The sequence below is a fragment of the Nafulsella turpanensis ZLM-10 genome (genome assembly GCF_000346615.1).
GTDB classification, from domain to species: Bacteria; Bacteroidota; Bacteroidia; order Cytophagales; family Cyclobacteriaceae; genus Nafulsella; species Nafulsella turpanensis.
This window is the reverse complement of record NZ_ANNU01000005.1, coordinates 212596-229605: the sequence shown is the minus strand read 5'-3', so window position 1 is coordinate 229605 and position 17010 is coordinate 212596. Positions and strand designations below refer to the sequence as shown.

At 48.4% G+C, this 17010-nt stretch carries 12 protein-coding genes; 6 read left to right on the top strand and 6 right to left on the bottom strand.

Going from position 1 to position 17010, the window contains the following annotated elements; translation table 11 throughout:
* Positions 1–8: 8 nt before the first annotated feature.
* The 5 genes from F752_RS0102680 to F752_RS0102655 all read right to left on the bottom strand — a co-directional run bounded on the left by F752_RS0102680 (position 9) and on the right by F752_RS0102655 (position 3749).
* A complete protein-coding gene (locus F752_RS0102680) occupies positions 9–326 on the bottom strand; it encodes a hypothetical protein (RefSeq protein ID WP_152425001.1) in 318 nt (105 codons plus the stop codon).
* Positions 327–449: 123 nt separating this feature from the next.
* Entirely contained in the window at positions 450–1010 is a 561-nt protein-coding gene (locus tag F752_RS0102675) for an RMD1 family protein (protein WP_236613969.1), read from the bottom strand.
* A complete protein-coding gene (locus tag F752_RS0102670; RefSeq protein WP_017730183.1) occupies positions 971–1243 on the bottom strand; it encodes an RMD1 family protein in 273 nt (90 codons plus the stop codon). The genes F752_RS0102675 and F752_RS0102670 overlap by 40 nt, the downstream gene beginning before the upstream one ends.
* A 326-nt stretch (positions 1244–1569) precedes the next feature.
* On the bottom strand, positions 1570–2757 hold the full coding sequence (locus F752_RS0102660) for a THUMP-like domain-containing protein (protein WP_017730181.1): 1188 nt from the start codon (positions 2755–2757) through the stop codon (positions 1570–1572).
* On the bottom strand, positions 2754–3749 hold the full coding sequence (locus tag F752_RS0102655; protein WP_017730180.1) for an aspartate-semialdehyde dehydrogenase: 996 nt from the start codon (positions 3747–3749) through the stop codon (positions 2754–2756). The genes F752_RS0102660 and F752_RS0102655 overlap by 4 nt, the downstream gene beginning before the upstream one ends.
* A gap of 170 nt (positions 3750–3919) precedes the next feature.
* Between F752_RS0102655 and F752_RS0102650 the strand changes: the two genes are divergently transcribed.
* Both F752_RS0102650 and F752_RS26420 read left to right on the top strand, forming a co-directional pair.
* Positions 3920–6424 (top strand): lamin tail domain-containing protein, encoded by a 2505-nt coding sequence (locus tag F752_RS0102650; protein ID WP_017730179.1) that lies wholly within the window; start codon positions 3920–3922, stop codon positions 6422–6424.
* 107 nt (positions 6425–6531) lie between these two features.
* On the top strand, positions 6532–6690 hold the full coding sequence (locus F752_RS26420; RefSeq protein ID WP_017730178.1) for a hypothetical protein: 159 nt from the start codon (positions 6532–6534) through the stop codon (positions 6688–6690).
* Positions 6691–6750: 60 nt separating this feature from the next.
* Here the strand turns inward: F752_RS26420 and F752_RS0102640 are convergent, their stop codons facing one another.
* Positions 6751–7779 (bottom strand): isoaspartyl peptidase/L-asparaginase family protein, encoded by a 1029-nt coding sequence (locus F752_RS0102640; protein WP_040664047.1) that lies wholly within the window; start codon positions 7777–7779, stop codon positions 6751–6753.
* Positions 7780–7969: 190 nt separating this feature from the next.
* Between F752_RS0102640 and F752_RS0102635 the strand changes: the two genes are divergently transcribed.
* The 4 genes from F752_RS0102635 (at position 7970) to F752_RS0102610 (ending at position 16987) form a co-directional block, all read left to right on the top strand.
* Positions 7970–8356: a TraR/DksA family transcriptional regulator gene (locus F752_RS0102635; RefSeq protein WP_017730176.1), complete on the top strand. Its 387-nt coding sequence runs from the start codon at positions 7970–7972 to the stop codon at positions 8354–8356.
* A gap of 8 nt (positions 8357–8364) precedes the next feature.
* Positions 8365–8922 carry an SMC-Scp complex subunit ScpB gene (scpB, locus tag F752_RS0102630; protein ID WP_017730175.1) on the top strand — a complete coding sequence of 186 codons (558 nt, stop codon included), beginning with the start codon at positions 8365–8367 and terminating at the stop codon, positions 8920–8922.
* A 53-nt stretch (positions 8923–8975) separates the two neighbouring features.
* Positions 8976–10094, top strand: a complete 1119-nt coding sequence (locus F752_RS0102625) for a pseudouridine synthase (protein ID WP_017730174.1) — start codon at positions 8976–8978, stop codon at positions 10092–10094.
* 575 nt (positions 10095–10669) lie between these two features.
* Entirely contained in the window at positions 10670–16987 is a 6318-nt protein-coding gene (locus tag F752_RS0102610) for a HAMP domain-containing protein (protein ID WP_017730172.1), read from the top strand.
* Positions 16988–17010: the final 23 nt, after the last annotated feature.

Genomic DNA, 17010 nt, shown 5'->3' with positions numbered 1-17010 from the left:
AAAGGAAATTAAGCCTTGGGCGGATGCCAGATGGAGAAGTGATTCTTGGAAAAGAGTAAGGAAACCAGCTTTTCATTGCCGGCCTTTGTTTGCTGAACGATATAAGGGGTAACCTCTGCAGTAAGCAGGATGCTGTGGAAATGGCAGCACTGGCAGGAGGCAGAGCAGTCATCTTCACTCTGTTCATGTTCGCAGGGGTCCTGTTGCTGTTCGCCTGCGGTAAGTTGTTCCTTTGCCTGCTCCGGCAAAAGAGTAGCCACATCAAGACAAGGGATTGTCGAGAAGCTTAGGAGGCAAAGACTTAACAGGTAGCACAGGAACTTCATGCAGGGCAAATATAAGGAAAATACAGTGCAACCGCATTGCATTCGTAGCTTTTCGTGCCTGTTGATGGAATTTTATAAAAAAGTAAGCTCAGTATGTGCTGCTAAAAGCATCTTCAGCCAAAACTACAGTACCTCCCGCCAGAACATGTTTACGACCTCAATCAGGATAAGGATAATGATAATCCACTCCAGACGTGCACTTTCGCGGTGCTGCAGCAGGTCGGTAAAGAGCTTGAGGTTATCCTGAATAATACGGAGCTTAAAGTCGAGGTCGCGGAAGCGGAGCTGTATGTCGAAAGTGTCTTTTAAGCCTTTATTGATGCGGTCCAGTTCAGGATCGTCCCACACAATACCCGGGTCGTCGAGGATATACAGGTTATCGACTACGCTGTTCTTGATGTTCATGGAGCGACCGATAAAGCGCAGCAGGTTTCGCTTGCTGGCATTTACCTTTCCCTGCTTCTCCATTTGTTCTGTATACTTGTGGGTTTCGTTGAGGGCCTGGTAAGTAAGCTGCTGATAATAATCGAGCGCCACGGACTGGCCGGTATTCAGCATGGCCAGTCGGATAGCCAGCACTTCATTATAATGCTCCGGTAGTAAGAGGGAAGAAGAAGTAACCGTTGGCTTTAGTGTTTGCTTATCTATAGAAACAGTATACTCTTCCTGAAAGGGGCTGGCAATCCAGCTGGTGCTGAACTGCCGGAGGTATTCCAGGAATTCTTCCTTCTGATATTTATTATATTATAGTTGCCAAATACGACCACGCCATAGTTGAGCACATAGAGGTACATATCATTTTCCAGCACATAAAACTGTTCAGAGCTGCCCCCGCTATGCTGCCTTATGGCAAAGGAGGCTTTTAGCTGTTTTAGGTTTATTTGTTCCGCAACCTGTAAGGCTTCAATCTTTATCATACACATGTAATCAAATAAAATGCAACAGGTTTGGCTGGAAGGTTGGAAATTTTGGGATATGGAAAACAAAGGCTTATTATCTGGAGATAATAATCTGGCTGCTGAAAGAACAGCGTGTTTTGTCATGTCAGAAGGACATCTGATAAAGGTTCCTCCACCACTAGGTCTATTGGAGGAATCGGTGATGCTTTTCTGCTCTCTCTTGAGCTTTCCACTTTAGCTCATGCTCCAACAGATTCCCTGCGGGAATGACAAAGCAGCCTAAACTTCCAAGTGCCCCGGCCTTACAACCATAGGAAGGCTGTGAACCCACCCTACACTTTACTTTACCCCACCCGCTCCGCAATAATTATCCCCGGCTTTCCACTGGCAAAAGTGGTAGCGAAGAGATAGCGGTCGCCACCTTCTTTCAGTCCCAGCTTTTTTGTCAGCTGCTGCACACTCATCGGGTGGTTGCGGCTGCTGATGAGGGCTTTTCCTGCCGGGAAGAACTGCCTGAGCACCTTTTTATCGGTTTTACCGGCAAAGAGAATTTTAAAGCTTCGGCCGGGAAAATTTTCTGCCAGTACCAGGGAGGTATACAAATGGCTGTTGGGATGGAGCTTTTTCAGACGGTAGCGTTCTCCAACTAATTTAAAAGCACCGGCTTTCATTAGGGCGGCATGGGGCTCGTAGAGGTAGGCCTGCGGTTCTGAAAAAAATGCCTGCGCCTGCTGTTCTTCGGTAATGTAGAACTGAAAGGATTGTTCCCCCTCCGGGCTGAGGTTCACCGTTTTAAGGAGGGGAGGGTCGATAAAACCTTTTTCCATTAGAAAGAGGAGTTCCTTTACTTCATTCTTTACCGCTACCACATGCACTTCTTTTACGGCACAGAGCTCGCTAAGCCCCTGCTGAATATCGAGCATGGGAGCCGCCTTAAGCAGTATGGTACTTGCTTTCTGAAAAAGGAGTGGCAGGAGTTGGGTAACATCCGGCTGGCAGTCGGCGAGTTTATAAAGCTTCTGGTTGCCTTCGCCTCTTCTGGCAGGGTCGAGGTAGGTGGCGTCAAGAGCGGGCGCCTGCCGGAGAAAGTTTTCCGCCTCATCATGAACAACATGAACATGAGTAACATCCATCGCTTTGAAATTATGGATGGCAAAGGCACAAAGGTTTTCCTGCTGCTCTACATAAAAAGCTTTTTCAAAATGCCGGCTCAGGTACCAGGTATCGACCCCCATACCGCCGGTAAGGTCAGCAATCGTTTTTCCCTGGAGCAGAGCAGCTTTGTAGAGGCCGGTTTCTTCGGAGGAGGCCTGCTCTACGGAAAGGGTGGGAGGATAGAGGATTTTCTCATTTGCATACCAGGCAGGCAGCTTGTGCTTTACCTTTTGCCGGGCCTGAATCTGCGCCACCGCCTCCCGCACAGGAATAGCCGGAAAGCGATGAGCCTGCAACATCAGCTGTGCAGGCTCCTCATTTTCGTGCTCTTGTATCCATTGCCGCACCTGCGGCTGTAAAAGTGCTTCCGGAATCAATAGATAAGATTATGTTCGGCCAGGTATTCGGCAATCTGTACGGCATTGGTAGCAGCTCCTTTACGGAGATTGTCGGCCACAATCCACATATTGAGGGTTTTGGGCTGCGTTTCGTCGCGGCGGAGGCGGCCTACCAGTACTTCGTCTTTGCCGTGTGCATCTTTAGGCATAGGGTACTTTTTATTGGCAGGGTCATCGACCAGTATCACGCCCGGGGCAGCCTGGAGCAGGCGCCGTACCTCGTCCATTTCATACTCATCGGCAAACTCCACATTTACCGATTCGGAGTGCCCGCCCATTACCGGAATGCGCACGGCTGTAGCGGTTACGCGGATATCTTCATCACCAAAGATTTTTTTGGTTTCGTTTACCATCTTCATTTCTTCCTTGGTGTAGCCGTTGTCCATGAAGACATCAATTTGCGGCAGCACATTCAGGTCGATGCGGTACGGGTAAGGCCCATCGGTTACTTCCTTGCCGGCCCGTTCGGCCATCAACTGGTCAACAGCGGCCTTTCCGGTGCCGGTAACTGACTGGTAGGTAGATACCACAATGCGCTTTACCTTATATTTTGCATGCAGAGGGGCCAGGGCCATTACCATTTGTATGGTGGAGCAGTTAGGGTTGGCGATAATGCGGTCATCGATGCGCAGCTGGTCACCGTTAATTTCAGGGACCACGAGCTTGTTCTTAGGGTTCATCCGCCAGGCCGAGGAGTTATCGATAACAATTGCGCCTGCCTCGGCAAAGCGAGGGGCCCATTCGAGTGAAGTATTGCCACCGGCAGAGAATATTGCCACATCTGGTTTTCGCGAAATGGCTTCTTCCATACCAATAACGGTATAGTTCTTTCCGTTATAGGCAATTTCTTTCCCGGCTGAACGCTCAGAGGCTACCAGCAGGAGTTCGTCGTATTTAAACGCTCTTTCCTGTAATACTTTTAATATTTCGCTGCCTACCAGTCCGGTGGCTCCTACTACGGCTAATTTCATCTGCTATACAATTTTTTCTTTGGCCGGATGATGGCAGATCTTCCGGAACTACTCACCAGCTTAACAACATCTATTTAACTACCGGAAACTGCCTGAAGATTTAGTGCTGTCGCCAAACATTTCAACATCTGCGGCTATTTCTAAAGATGTACAAATTAATACAATTTTACATGAAGATTCCAAGCCTGCTGCTATTCTTCCTCTTCGGTATTTTTCTTCAGGTGTCCGCACAGGTAAACAGCTTTCCCTACCAACAAAGTTTCGAAAGTTCTTTTCAAGCTGGTGAGCAGGTCGAATTTCTGCCCGGCTGGTGGGGGAATGAAGTAAGTGATGGCAGCAGCCGCATTTACCAGGCCGGGGCTGCCGAAGCCAGCAGTGGCGAAGCCGCCTTAGGGATATTACCCACCAGCTCGTTTACCGGAGAGGTTAGGCTGGCACTCGATGCCTCCTCTCTCGAGGCAGGAGAACTCTCTTTCCGGGCCCGCAGCGGGCAAAATGGCAGCGGCAGCCGACCGGCAGTGTTAACAGTAGATTTTTCGGCCGATGGCGGCCAGACGTTTACGGGTGTACAGGAGGTCGGTTCTTTTCCTAATGCAAATACAGCTTATCAGGAGTACCAGCTGAGCCTGCCAGAAGAAATATTAGGGCAGCCCGAGGCAGTAGTCCGGTTTCGGGTTAGCCGTGGTGCCAGCGGCGAAGGGACGGTTGCCCGCTTTTTAATGGACGATGTTACGGTAACAGAGGAGCCGGTCGAATTTCGACTCCTTTCTGCAGAGGCTACCGCTCAGCAGGAAGTAATACTGACCTTTAACCGTGCCTTAGCGCCTGCCAGTGCGGAAAAGCCAACAAACTATACGATTGAACCAGGAGTGGAGGCGAAGTCAGCCACTATCATTAATGCAGATCCGCGACAGGTTGTTTTAAACACAAGCCCATTGCAAACAGGACAATCTTATACAGTGGAGCTGGGGGCGGTGCAGGATAAGGAAGGGAATATTGCCGCCGGGCAGCAGGCTACATTCACCTACACCGAAAGTAAGGAGTTGCAGACTTACGACCTTCTTATCAGTGAAATTCATGCCGCCCCTAAGGAAAATACCCTGCTGCCCAATGTGGAATGGGTGGAGGTTTATAATGCCACCGGTCAAACGATTAACCTGGAAGGGGTGCTCTTTGCCGATGAAGGAAAAAAAACACGTTTACCTGCTTATTCCCTTGAGCCGGGCGCTTTTGTAGTGCTGGCTCCTGCTAAGGAGGCCGGTCAGCTGGAGCCTTACGGCCCTGTACTGGGCCTGTCTTCCTGGCCAGGCCTCAATAACGATGAAGATGTTTTGAGCCTGCTCAGCCCTGAAGGAAAAGTCCTTGACCGTGTTGCCTATACTAATAGCTGGTATGGCGATGGCCAGAAAGCAGCAGGAGGCTGGTCACTGGAGCGCATGGACCTGGGAGCTCCCTGTCGCGGAGCCGAAAACTGGACGGCGGCCACTGCAACGGCCGGAGGTACACCTGCAGCGCCTAATTCCGTCCAAGAAGCCATGCCCGACCTTCGGGGACCTGAATTGCTGATGGTATATGCCATTGATTCGCTTCACCTGAAAATTCTTTTTAGTGAAGCAGTAGATACTGCCCGGCTTTCCCCAGAAAACTTTCTGCTGAATCCATCTATTCCCTTCCAGTCTGTGGAAGTGATGGAGCCAGGCGTGATCCTTCTGCAACTGCAGGAACCATTAACCGCCGGGGAGAGCTACACCCTGGTAATAAATAATTTTACCGATTGTAGCGGGAATTTAGTAACAGAGGCTTCTGCTGAAGTAGTGTACCCAAAAGCTGCGGAGGCGGGCGATGTGGTGCTTAATGAGGTGATGTTCGACCCTGTTGCCAGCAGCGAAGAGTGGGTAGAGATAGCCAATGCTTCTTCTCAATACATTAACCTGAAAAACTGGCAGCTGGCCACATTTGATGGTGGCATCAGGTCAACCGCTGTTTTGAGCAGGAATGATTTAATTCTTTCTCCCAATGGTTTTCTGGTCTTTACCCGCGATGCGCAGGCCGTATTATCGGCCTTTCCGCAATTGCCACCGGAGTACCTGCTGGAGGTGGAGGCGCTTCCAACGCTCCGTAATGAAGGAGATACGCTGGCACTTATTAATGCAGAGGGAGAAATAGTGGAGCTTTTTGGATATAGCGAAAACCTTCATTCTCCATTTGTGCAGGAAACCAAAGGCGTATCGCTGGAGCGAATAAGCCTGCAGGCGCCTGCTCCCGACCCGGCGAACTGGACATCGGCGGCCGGTACAGTTGGTTACGGAACGCCGGGGCAGGAAAACTCACAGCATTATAATGGGGCGCCCATTTCTGCTGCCATGGTAGTAGAGCCAGGGCTGATTTTGCCGGAAGGAGACGGGCTGGCCGATTATGCCGTTATTCGCTTTGTCGCGGAACGGCAGGGGCTGATGGCGACACTGAGGGTATACGACAGCCATGGCCGGGAAGTTAAAGTGCTGGCGCATAACGAGTTGATTGGGAGCGAAGGCTTTTTTACCTGGGATGGCTCCAGCCAGGAAGAGGCTATAGTACCTACTGGTTATTACATTCTGGTATTGCAGGTATTCAATGCGGAAGGTTATAAAGAAAAATTTCAGCAAACAATTGTGGTTGGCAATGAGTTGAGGTGAACTTTTTTTTCCCTGTCCATGTAATATTTTTAAACAAGTTTTTGTATATTAGAAGCAAAGCACTTGTTTGATAGCGTTTTAGGGGAAGAAAATCAAAATACACACTTATGAACTGCGTAATAAACAGCTCCATTATTGACCACATTCGCAAGGGGAAAAAATTAGAGGTAATTCGTCGCTACATCGAAATGAAGTACCGTATCAGCATTGATATGGAATCGCTGAAGGAGCGAATCAAGCTCATGAACTTAAAACTCGACTTTTAAGTAAACAACAAAGCCGGCTTCCCTGCCGGCTTTGTTGTTTAATAACTATCCTAAAAAGGCTTACTCCCCTTTGTAGATAAATACATGGGGTTCGCCGTCCTCTTTCATGTACCCACGGAACATGCCTTCCGAATTGAATGGCATGGCAATATTGCCTTCTCGGTCTATGGCAATGACGCCCCCACTGCCTCCTTTTTCCACCAGTTTTTCCATTACCACTTTTTCGGCGGCCTCTTCAAGGCTCAGGTCTTCGTACTTCATCAGTGCGGCAATGTCATAGGCTACCACATTGCGAATAAAATACTCTCCATGGCCGGTTGCCGAAACGGCACAGGTTTCGTTATCGGCATAGGTGCCGGCGCCAATAATGGGCACATCGCCAACACGGCCATAGCGTTTGTTCGTCATGCCGCCCGTAGAGGTGCCGGCGGCAACATTGCCATATTCATCCACCGCCACACAGCCCACGGTTCCGAATTTGTAATCCTCGAAGTGAAAATCCTTTCCCTGATAGCTTCCGGGCTGATTCGGAGAATAGAGGCTGCCCTGCTCTTTCTCCCGCTCCTGAACGCGCTTCAGCTGTTCAAAACGGCGCTGGTCAAAGAAATATTCAGGCTCTACCATTTCCAGCCCCTGTTCACGGGCAAATTGCTCAGCACCCTCGCCTACCAGCATCACATGAGGAGAGTGGAGCATAACGGCCTGTGCCGCTAAAATAGGGCTTTTAATATGCGATACCGCTGCCACAGCCCCCGCTAAACCAGTATTGCCATCCATAATGGCGGCATCGAGCTCATTTTTACCGTCGTGAGTAAAAACAGCACCACGGCCGGCATTAAAGAGAGGAGAAGTTTCCAGAATCTGAACGGCGGTGGTAACCGCTTCAAGACTGGTGCCCCCTTCATCGAGCACCGCATAACCGGCGGTAAGAGCTTCCTGCAGTTTTTGCCGGTACTCTTTATCCTGCTCAGGGGTCATATTTTCTTTTTTGATGGTACCGGCTCCGCCATGAATTACCAGGCCAATCTTTTGTTGCGCAGTGGCACCAAGTGCAGAAAAAAAGAATAAAAGGAGTAATAATTTCTTCATCATAAAAGTAAAAATTTTGTATTTTTTATAAACAGATCTATATTATTGAAAGAGGGGAAACGGTTTTGGAAAGATGAATTAACTAAATCAAAATTTTTGTAATAGGAATTATTAGGTTAATTTTAATCAATTTTTTACAGTTAGGTTTAATATTTTCGAAAAAGTTTTAATAAGGTAAACGCAACGGGATATGTCTCAGGAAGAAAATGTAAGGTACTCCGACGAGGAGTTGAAAGAATTTGAAGAGCTGATTAACGAGAAACTAGACAAAGCGCGCAATGAGCTGAAGTATATTAAAGAAACGCTGACAAAGACCAGCGAGTATACCATGGGCGATAGCGGAAGTCCGGTTAAAATGCTGGAAGATGGCGCCGATACGGCTGAGAAGGAAAGCCTGACGCAGTTGGCTGCCCGTCAGCAAAAGTTTATCAACCAGCTGGAAAATGCCCTGGTTCGTATCAAGAACGGAACTTACGGTATATGTGTCGACACCGGTAAGCGCATTAGCAAAGAACGCTTAAAGGCTGTACCGCACACCATGCACTCTATAGAAGCAAAACTGGCTAAAAATCAGTAAACCATCATTTGGAGTTTTTACTAAACCATGTGGAGGCCCTTATTTTCTGTTCGCCTGCCCCCATACAATTGAGCGATATCCGCAGCACCCTTTCGGAAATGTTCAATGCAGAGGTGCCGGAAACAGATATTGAAAGAGCCATACAGGGCCTGCAGAAGAAATATGCAGCACCCGAGTTTTCGTTTTACCCCCTGCAACTGGCGGGCGGCTACCAGTTTATGACGAAGCCGGAGTACCAGGCGAGCATAGGCATTTTTTTACGACAGCAGTCAAAGAAGCAGCTGTCTGCTTCGGCCATGGAAACGCTGTCGATCATTGCCTATAAGCAGCCGATAACAAAGTCTGAGGTTGAGCAAATAAGGGGTGTTAACTGCGATTATGCCGTGCAGAAGCTGCTGGAAAAAGAGCTGGTAGAAATAAAAGGGAAATCCGATGGCATTGGCCGTCCTATTCTGTATGGCACCAGCCGCAAATTTGAGGAGCATTTTGGAATTAATAGTCTCAGAGACCTGCCTACCCCTAAGGATTTTTCGGCAGACGAAAACAAAATAGGAGAGGAAAAGTAAAACTTCGTGCAGGCATACTATTTTTGTGGTATGTTATTTCAAGGATTGATTTCATGAGCAAGTTCAAAGGAAAATTTTCGAAAAAGAAAGACTACGACGGAGAGCGTGGTTCTTTTGAAGGTAAAAAGCCCGAGCGGCCAAATGCCTCAAAAGAGGGAAAGGACAGGAGTGGAAAGTACAGGAAAAAGAACTTCCGCGATTATACCTCTGATGAAGATGGTAGGCGTAAGCGCCAGGAAGATTTAAATACCCCCAACAAACCATCAGGAGACCGCCGCCGCGAAGGGGGGCGTGCCTCGGGCAGACAGGATGAAGGCCGCAGGCCTGCCTCTGCAGCCGGACGTACTACTCGTAAAGCAGACCGTTCTACCCCTTTTCAGTCGAAAGAGGAGCCGATGCAGGTGCCCCCGACTTACGATGTTTTACCAACCGCAGAGAAGAAGGAAAAAGTATCGGCCGATGAAAAGAACATCCGCCTGAATAAATATATAGCCGATGCCGGTGTTTGCTCCCGCCGCGAAGCGGATAAACTCATAGAGGCAGGAGAGGTAAAGGTAAACGGGCAGGTAGTAACCGAGCTGGGTACGAAAGTAAGCCGCAAAGATGTGGTAACCTACAATGGCAAAAAGCTAAGTGCCGAAAAGCTGGTGTATGTACTCCTGAACAAGCCAAAGGATTTTATTACCACCATGGACGATCCGGACGAGCGCAAAACAGTAATGCAGCTGGTAAATAATGCCGGGCATGAGCGTATTTACCCCGTTGGGCGCCTCGACCGTAACACCACAGGCCTGCTCCTGCTAACGAACGATGGCGAGCTGACGAAGCGGCTGTCTCACCCAAGCCATATGGTGAAAAAGATTTACCAGGTCGACCTGAACAAACCTTTGGAAGAAGAGGATTTTGAGAAAATTCAGGCTGGCCTGCAGCTGGAAGATGGAGAAGCAAAAGTAGATGAAATTGCTATACTTTCAGCCGATCGCTCAATTGTAGGCGTTGAAATTCATATTGGCCGGAATCGAATCGTTCGACGTATTTTCGAACATCTGGGCTATGAGGTAATTCGCCTGGACAGGGTAATGTATGCCGGTTTAACCAAAAAGGATCTTCCCAGAGGTAAGTGGCGCTACCTTACCCAAAAAGAGCTGATTCGCCTGAAGCATTTTAAATAAAAAGACCTGCCGTTATGTGGCAAAAGGGCAAAGAGCATAAAGCTTCTTGCCCTTTTTTATGCTCTGGACTGTTGTATATCCGGTACGTTTGGAAAACACTTTGGAAAATCCAGCTCTTCTGGCAATATAATGCATGATGAAAAATTATGCATTTATGTGAAATACCAAAATTTTATTATATTTTTAATTGCTTATACTTTTTTTAACATCTTTTTCTGTAAAAGAGTCCTTGCACCAGGCTTACTAAACCGGCTAAAAGTCTGTAAATTGTATTTTTAAGTTTTTATGAATTCTAAATATTTAAATTAGGCCTAAGGCTATGGCAGGAAATTTTTTTCCTGCTTGAAAAGTAAAAAAATAGCTCTTTTATATAAGTGCTTTAAAATCAAAAGATATACTTTTGCTAATAATAATCGAGCTTGTGTAAAGACCTGTGTGTCAGAACTTAAATGCTTTTTAGATGATGGCCAGTAATTGGATAATGGCAGCTTTTGCCATTCCTTATTCTTGTCGCTGTTTCCGAAGAGGGAGCGAGGAGGAATCATATACCCGTGCCACTTTAACCATACCAATATATGAAATTTGAAGCCGTTAAATCCGAGATTGAGGCTAACGTACTATCGGATGTCAGGTTGTACGAAACTTTGCTCAAAATCAAGAATGGTGATTTTTCTGTTCGCTTTCCTGTCGACAAGACGGGCATTGCCGGAAAATTCTGGGATACTTTTAATGAAATAGTAGAGCTGAATGAACAACTGGTCAATGAATTCAGCAAGGCTGGTAAAATAATTGGTAAGGAAGGAAAGCTTTCGCAGCGGGTAGAACTGCAGGGGGGCAAAGGCTCCTGGAATACCTGTGTAAGTTCGGTTAACTCTCTCATTACCGACCTTACCCATCCAACTATGCAAATTGCCGATGTTATCAGCGCCATTGGTAAGGGTAATCTGTCGAAAGAAATGCCGCTGCATGTCGACGGCCATAAACTAAAAGGAGAATTTCTTCGGATAGCCAAAGAAGTAAACTCCATGGTAAAGCAGCTGAACCTCTTTACCATGGAAGTAACGCGTGTGGCCCTCGAGGTAGGTACGGAAGGTAAGCTCGGTGGACAGGCAAAGGTAAAAGGAGTAGGTGGTACCTGGAAGGACCTTACCGATTCGGTAAATAAAATGGCCTCTAACCTTACAGCTCAGGTACGAAATATTGCCGATGTAACCACGGCGGTGGCAAAAGGCGACCTCTCCAAAAAAATTACCGTGGATGTAAAAGGCGAAATCCTGGAGCTGAAGAATACCATCAACACCATGGTGGACCAGCTGAATGCCTTTGGTAGTGAGGTAACAAGGGTGGCACGGGAAGTAGGTACGGAAGGAAAGCTTGGGGTGCAGGCCAATGTACCGGGTGTCGATGGCACCTGGGAAGACCTTACTGACTCGGTAAACCAGATGGCTTCGAACCTTACCAGCCAGATGCGTAACATCGCTGAGGTAACAACGGCCGTGGCAAAAGGCGACCTTTCTAAAAAGATTACAGTAGATGTAAAAGGTGAAATAAAGGAACTAAAGGAAACCATCAACACCATGGTGGATCAGCTCAACTCCTTTGGTTCGGAAGTAACCCGTGTGGCCCTCGAAGTGGGATCCGAAGGTAAATTGGGAGGCCAGGCCAACGTGCCGGGTGTAGGTGGTTCGTGGAAAGATTTGACCGATTCAGTAAACCTGATGGCGAATAACCTTACCAGCCAGGTACGAAACATTGCCGATGTAACCACGGCGGTGGCAAAAGGCGACCTCTCCAAAAAAATTACCGTGGATGTAAAAGGGGAGATTCGTGAGCTGAAGCTGACCATTAACACCATGGTGGACCAGCTGAATGCATTCGGTTCGGAAGTAACAAGGGTGGCACGAGAAGTGGGTACGGAAGGAAAGCTCGGCGGCCAGGCCAACGTACCGGGTGTCGATGGCACCTGGAAAGACCTTACTGACTCGGTAAACCAGATGGCCTCGAACCTTACCGGCCAGATGCGTAACATTGCAAACGTAACGACTGCGGTGGCAAACGGTGACCTCTCCAAGAAAATTACGGTAGAGGCCCAGGGCGAAATCATGGAGCTGAAAGACACTATTAATACGATGGTGGACAGGCTGAACTCCTTCGGCTCGGAAGTAACAAGGGTAGCACGAGAGGTAGGTACCGAAGGTAAACTGGGTGTACAGGCGAACGTGCCGGGTGTCGACGGTAGCTGGAAAGACTTAACAGACTCCGTAAACCAGATGGCCTCGAACCTTACCGGCCAGATGAGGAATATCGCCGAAGTAACCACGGCCGTGGCGAAAGGCGACCTTTCTAAAAAGATTACCATTGAAGCCCAGGGGGAAATCATGGAGTTGAAAGAAACCATCAATACGATGGTGGACCAGCTGAATGCATTCGGTTCGGAAGTAACCCGTGTGGCACTTGAAGTAGGTTCTGAAGGTAAACTCGGTGGTCAGGCCAACGTGCCGGGTGTCGACGGTAGCTGGAAAGACCTTACTGATTCGGTAAATAAAATGGCCTCCAACCTTACCGGCCAGGTGCGAAACATTGCCGAGGTAACGACTGCGGTAGCGCAGGGTGACCTTTCCAAGAAAATTACCGTGGATGTAAAAGGGGAGATTCGCGAGCTAAAGGAAACTATTAACACCATGGTGGACCAGCTGAATTCCTTTGCTTCCGAGGTAACCAGGGTATCGCTCGAAGTAGGAACCGAAGGAAAGCTGGGTGGTCAGGCCAACGTGCCGGGTGTCGACGGTACCTGGAAAGACTTAACAGACTCGGTAAATAAAATGGCTTCGAACCTTACGGGCCAGGTACGAAACATTGCAGAAGTAACAACGGCCGTGGCGAACGGTGACCTTTCCCGCAAAATTACGGTGGATGTAAAAGGGGAAATCCGGGAGCTGAAAATCACGATTAACACCATGGTGGATCAGCTCAGAGCTTTTGCATCGGAAGTAACACGTGTGGCGCGGGAAGTAGGTACAGACGGTAAACTGGGTGGCCAGGCAAACGTACCTGGCGTAGCAGGTACCTGGAAGGACTTAACAGATTCTGTAAACCAGATGGCCTCGAACTTAACAGGCCAGGTACGAAACATTGCGGAAGTAGCAAATGCGGTGGCGAACGGCGACATGAGCCGTAAAATTACCGCCGACGTGCGGGGCGAAATTCTCCAGCTGAAGGAAACCCTGAACACCATGGTGGACCAGCTTAGAGCCTTTGCATCGGAAGTAACACGTGTGGCGCGGGAAGTAGGTACAGACGGTAAGCTGGGTGGCCAGGCCTATGTACCGGGTGTGGCAGGTATCTGGAAGGACCTTACCGACTCGGTAAACCAGATGACGGGTAACCTCACCAGCCAGGTACGTAATATTGCCGAGGTAACGAAGGCCGTGGCAAGCGGTGACCTTTCCAAAACGGTTGCCATCGACGTAAAAGGAGAAATTCTCGACCTGAAAAATACCATCAACACGATGGTGGAGCAGCTGAACTCATTTGCCTTTGAGGTAACAAGGGTGGCCCGTGAAGTAGGTACCGAAGGTATACTCGGTGGTCAGGCCGAAGTAAAAGGGGTAGGCGGTACCTGGAAAGACCTTACCGACTCGGTAAACATGATGGCGACTAACCTTACCAGCCAGGTACGGGGTATTGCCAAGGTAGTAACCGGTGTGGCAAAGGGTAATCTTACCCAAAAGCTCTCCATCGATGCCAAAGGCGAGGTAGCCCAGCTGACGGAAACCATTAACGAAATGATTGATACCCTGGCGGTATTTGCCGACCAGGTAACCACGGTGGCCCGCGAAGTGGGTGCCGAAGGCCGATTGGGTGGACAGGCGAACGTACCGGGCACCTCAGGTATCTGGAAAAACCTGACCGAAAACGTAAACCAGCTGGCCGATAACCTTACCACGCAGGTACGAAGCATTGCCGATGTGGCCTCTGCGGTAACCAAAGGGGACCTTACCAGAACCATTAACGTGGAAGCCAAAGGCGAGGTGGAAGCCCTGAAGGATACCATCAACCAGATGATTGCCAACCTGAAAGAAACTACTCTCAGGAACCAGGAGCAGGACTGGCTCAAGTCCAACCTTGCCAAGTTTAACCAGATGCTCCAGGGGCAGAAGGACCTCAATACCCTGTCAAATCTTATTCTCTCCGAGCTGGCTTCAGTGGTATCCGGTCAGCATGGGGTATTTTACATCCTCGACCAGAATGCCGATGTGCTACAGCCAAGGCTCAAGCTTATTGGTACCTATGGGGCGAGAAAGAATCAGGGCTTCGAATATTGCCAGATTGGCGAAGGACTGATAGGGCAGTGTGCGCTGGAGAAGGAGAAAATCCTGATGGACAATGTTCCGCAGGACTATATAAAAATCAGCTCCGGTTTGGGAGAAGCTACACCGCTAAGTCTGATTATCCTGCCGATCCTGTTCGAAGACCAGATAAAAGGGGTGCTGGAGCTTGCCTCCTTCCAGAAGTTCAGCCAAATGCACCTCTACTTCCTGGAGCAGCTAACCGAAAGTATTGGTATCGTGCTCAACAACATTGCATCGAGTACCCGTACCGAAATGCTGCTGGAGCAGTCGCAGTCACTGGCAGTAGAGCTTAAAACACAGCAGGAAGAGCTGAGAAGAACCAACGAAGAGCTGGAAGATAAAGCCCACCTGCTGGTAACCCAGAAAGAAGAGCTGGAGCAGAAAAACTATGAGGTGGAAATTGCCCGTAAATCGCTCGAAGAAAAAGCGGCTCAGCTCATGATTACCTCCAAGTATAAGTCGGAGTTCCTCGCGAATATGTCGCACGAGCTGCGTACGCCGCTCAACAGTTTACTTATTCTGTCGCAGCAGCTATCGGAGAACCATGAGGGCAACCTTTCCGAAAGGCAAATCCGCTTCTCCAAAACCATTAACTCCTGCGGAAATGACCTGGTAAACCTGATTAATGATATCCTGGACCTTTCCAAAATCGAATCAGGGGTTATTTCGGTGGATAATGCGCCGCTCAGCTTTGAGGATATCTCCCGTTTCGTGGAGCTGACCTTCCGCCATATGGCCGACCACAAAAAGATTAAGTTCGATATTGAGCAGGACGAAAAGCTGCCGGAGTTCATTGAAACCGATGAGCAAAGGCTCAAGCAAATTCTCAAAAATCTGTTGTCGAACTCCTTTAAGTTTACCGAAAAAGGTAAAGTGAAGCTCAGAATATTTGTGGCCGATAAGCGTAAACGCTTCGATAACCTGGTGCTCGATAAAGCCGATATGGTTATTGGTTTTGAAATTAAAGATACCGGAATTGGTATCTCGAAAGAGAAGCAGCATATTATTTTCGAGGCCTTCCAGCAGGCCGAGGGCTCTACCAGCCGTAAATTTGGCGGTACAGGCCTTGGGCTGTCCATTAGCAGAGGGTTAACCAGTCTGCTCGGTGGTACCATGGAGCTGGACAGCGAGCTGGAAAAAGGAAGTACCTTTACGCTGTACCTTCCGCTGACATATTCTTTAAAAGCGCTGCCACAGTCGACGGATGGAGAGATGAAAAAAAGTTCTTCTAAAAAAGAAGAAAGTAAAAACAAGCTCGCCAAAGCCTTGTTAGAATCGGGAGAATCGATTATTCCCTATAATGCATCGGAGATTCACCAGTCATTAGAGGTAGAAGATCACAGGGCCGAAATAAAGGTCAAGGATAAAGTAGTAATGATTGTAATGGATTCCCCTTCCCTGATAGAAGAGGTAAAAACCAAGGCGGTGGAGAAAGGCTATAAAACGGTTATCTCCACAAAAGGAGGGATGGTATTTGACCTGATAAACCAGTACCACCCGAATGCCATTGTGCTCGATGTAAACCTGTCGGATATAGATGGCTGGAAGGTATTGAACCGCCTGAAAAATGACCTGAACACCAGAAGCATTCCGGTTTCGCTTACCTCGGTAAGTAAAGATGATCGAAATTTTGCCTACAGGCTGGGTGCCTATACCGTTCTGGCCGAAGGAGCAAAGAGCGAATCGGTAGAAGAGCTGTTTGATAAGATTGCGGCCTTCGATAAGAAGAAGACCCGGAGCCTGCTGGTAATAGAAGATTCGGAGGAGGAGTTTAATCAGATTCGCCAGCTGCTCGAAGGAGATGATGTTAAAATAAGCCAGGCTGTTAATGGAGAGCAGGCTGTAAGGCTGATTAAAAAGAAAAAGTACGATTGTATCATTCTGGACCTCCGCCTGCCGGATTTCTCCGGGCTGGAACTGCTGGCCCTGCTCGAAGCGGATACCAAGCAGGCCGAAACGCCGCTCATCGTCTTTTCTACGGAAGATTTATCGAAAGAAGAACTGACGAACCTAAAGAAAACGGCGCGGAGTATCATCCTTAAGAGTACCAACTCTATTGAGAAGCTGCTGGATTTTTCTTCCTTCTACCTGCACCGCGATTTTGCCTCACTGCCCGATGAAAAGAGGGAGATTATTAAAAACCTGCACCCTTCTACCAATATGATGGTAGGCAAAAAGGTGCTGCTGGTCGATGATGACGTGAGGAACATTTTTGCGCTTGTAAGTGCACTGGAAGGTTACGGTCCGGAAATCCTTTCGGCCGAAAGTGGCAGGAGAGCCATAGAGATACTGGAGGAGAATGATGATATCGATATTGTTTTGATGGATATTATGATGCCGGAGATGGATGGGTTTGAAACCATTCAGCTCATCCGGAAGGACCTTAAAAATAAAAATATTCCTATTATTGCCGTAACCGCCAAAGCCATGAAAGGCGACCGGGAAAAATGCCTGGAAGCAGGAGCATCGGATTATATTACAAAGCCGCTCGATATGGGGCAGCTGATATCCATTATGCGCATCTGGTTAAATGAGTATTAGGATTTCGAACCGGAAATAAAAGA

Coding starts and splice junctions, on each gene's coding strand:
- F752_RS0102655 (WP_017730180.1), bottom strand. CDS start 3,749: ATGAAATTAGCCGTAGTAGGAGCCACCGGACTGGTAGGCAGCGAAATA.
- F752_RS0102680 (WP_152425001.1), bottom strand. CDS start 326: ATGAAGTTCCTGTGCTACCTGTTAAGTCTTTGCCTCCTAAGCTTCTCG.
- F752_RS0102625 (WP_017730174.1), top strand. CDS start 8,976: ATGAGCAAGTTCAAAGGAAAATTTTCGAAAAAGAAAGACTACGACGGA.
- F752_RS0102640 (WP_040664047.1), bottom strand. CDS start 7,779: ATGAAGAAATTATTACTCCTTTTATTCTTTTTTTCTGCACTTGGTGCC.
- F752_RS0102670 (WP_017730183.1), bottom strand. CDS start 1,243: ATGATAAAGATTGAAGCCTTACAGGTTGCGGAACAAATAAACCTAAAA.
- F752_RS0102650 (WP_017730179.1), top strand. CDS start 3,920: ATGAAGATTCCAAGCCTGCTGCTATTCTTCCTCTTCGGTATTTTTCTT.
- F752_RS26420 (WP_017730178.1), top strand. CDS start 6,532: ATGAACTGCGTAATAAACAGCTCCATTATTGACCACATTCGCAAGGGG.
- F752_RS0102610 (WP_017730172.1), top strand. CDS start 10,670: ATGAAATTTGAAGCCGTTAAATCCGAGATTGAGGCTAACGTACTATCG.
- F752_RS0102635 (WP_017730176.1), top strand. CDS start 7,970: ATGTCTCAGGAAGAAAATGTAAGGTACTCCGACGAGGAGTTGAAAGAA.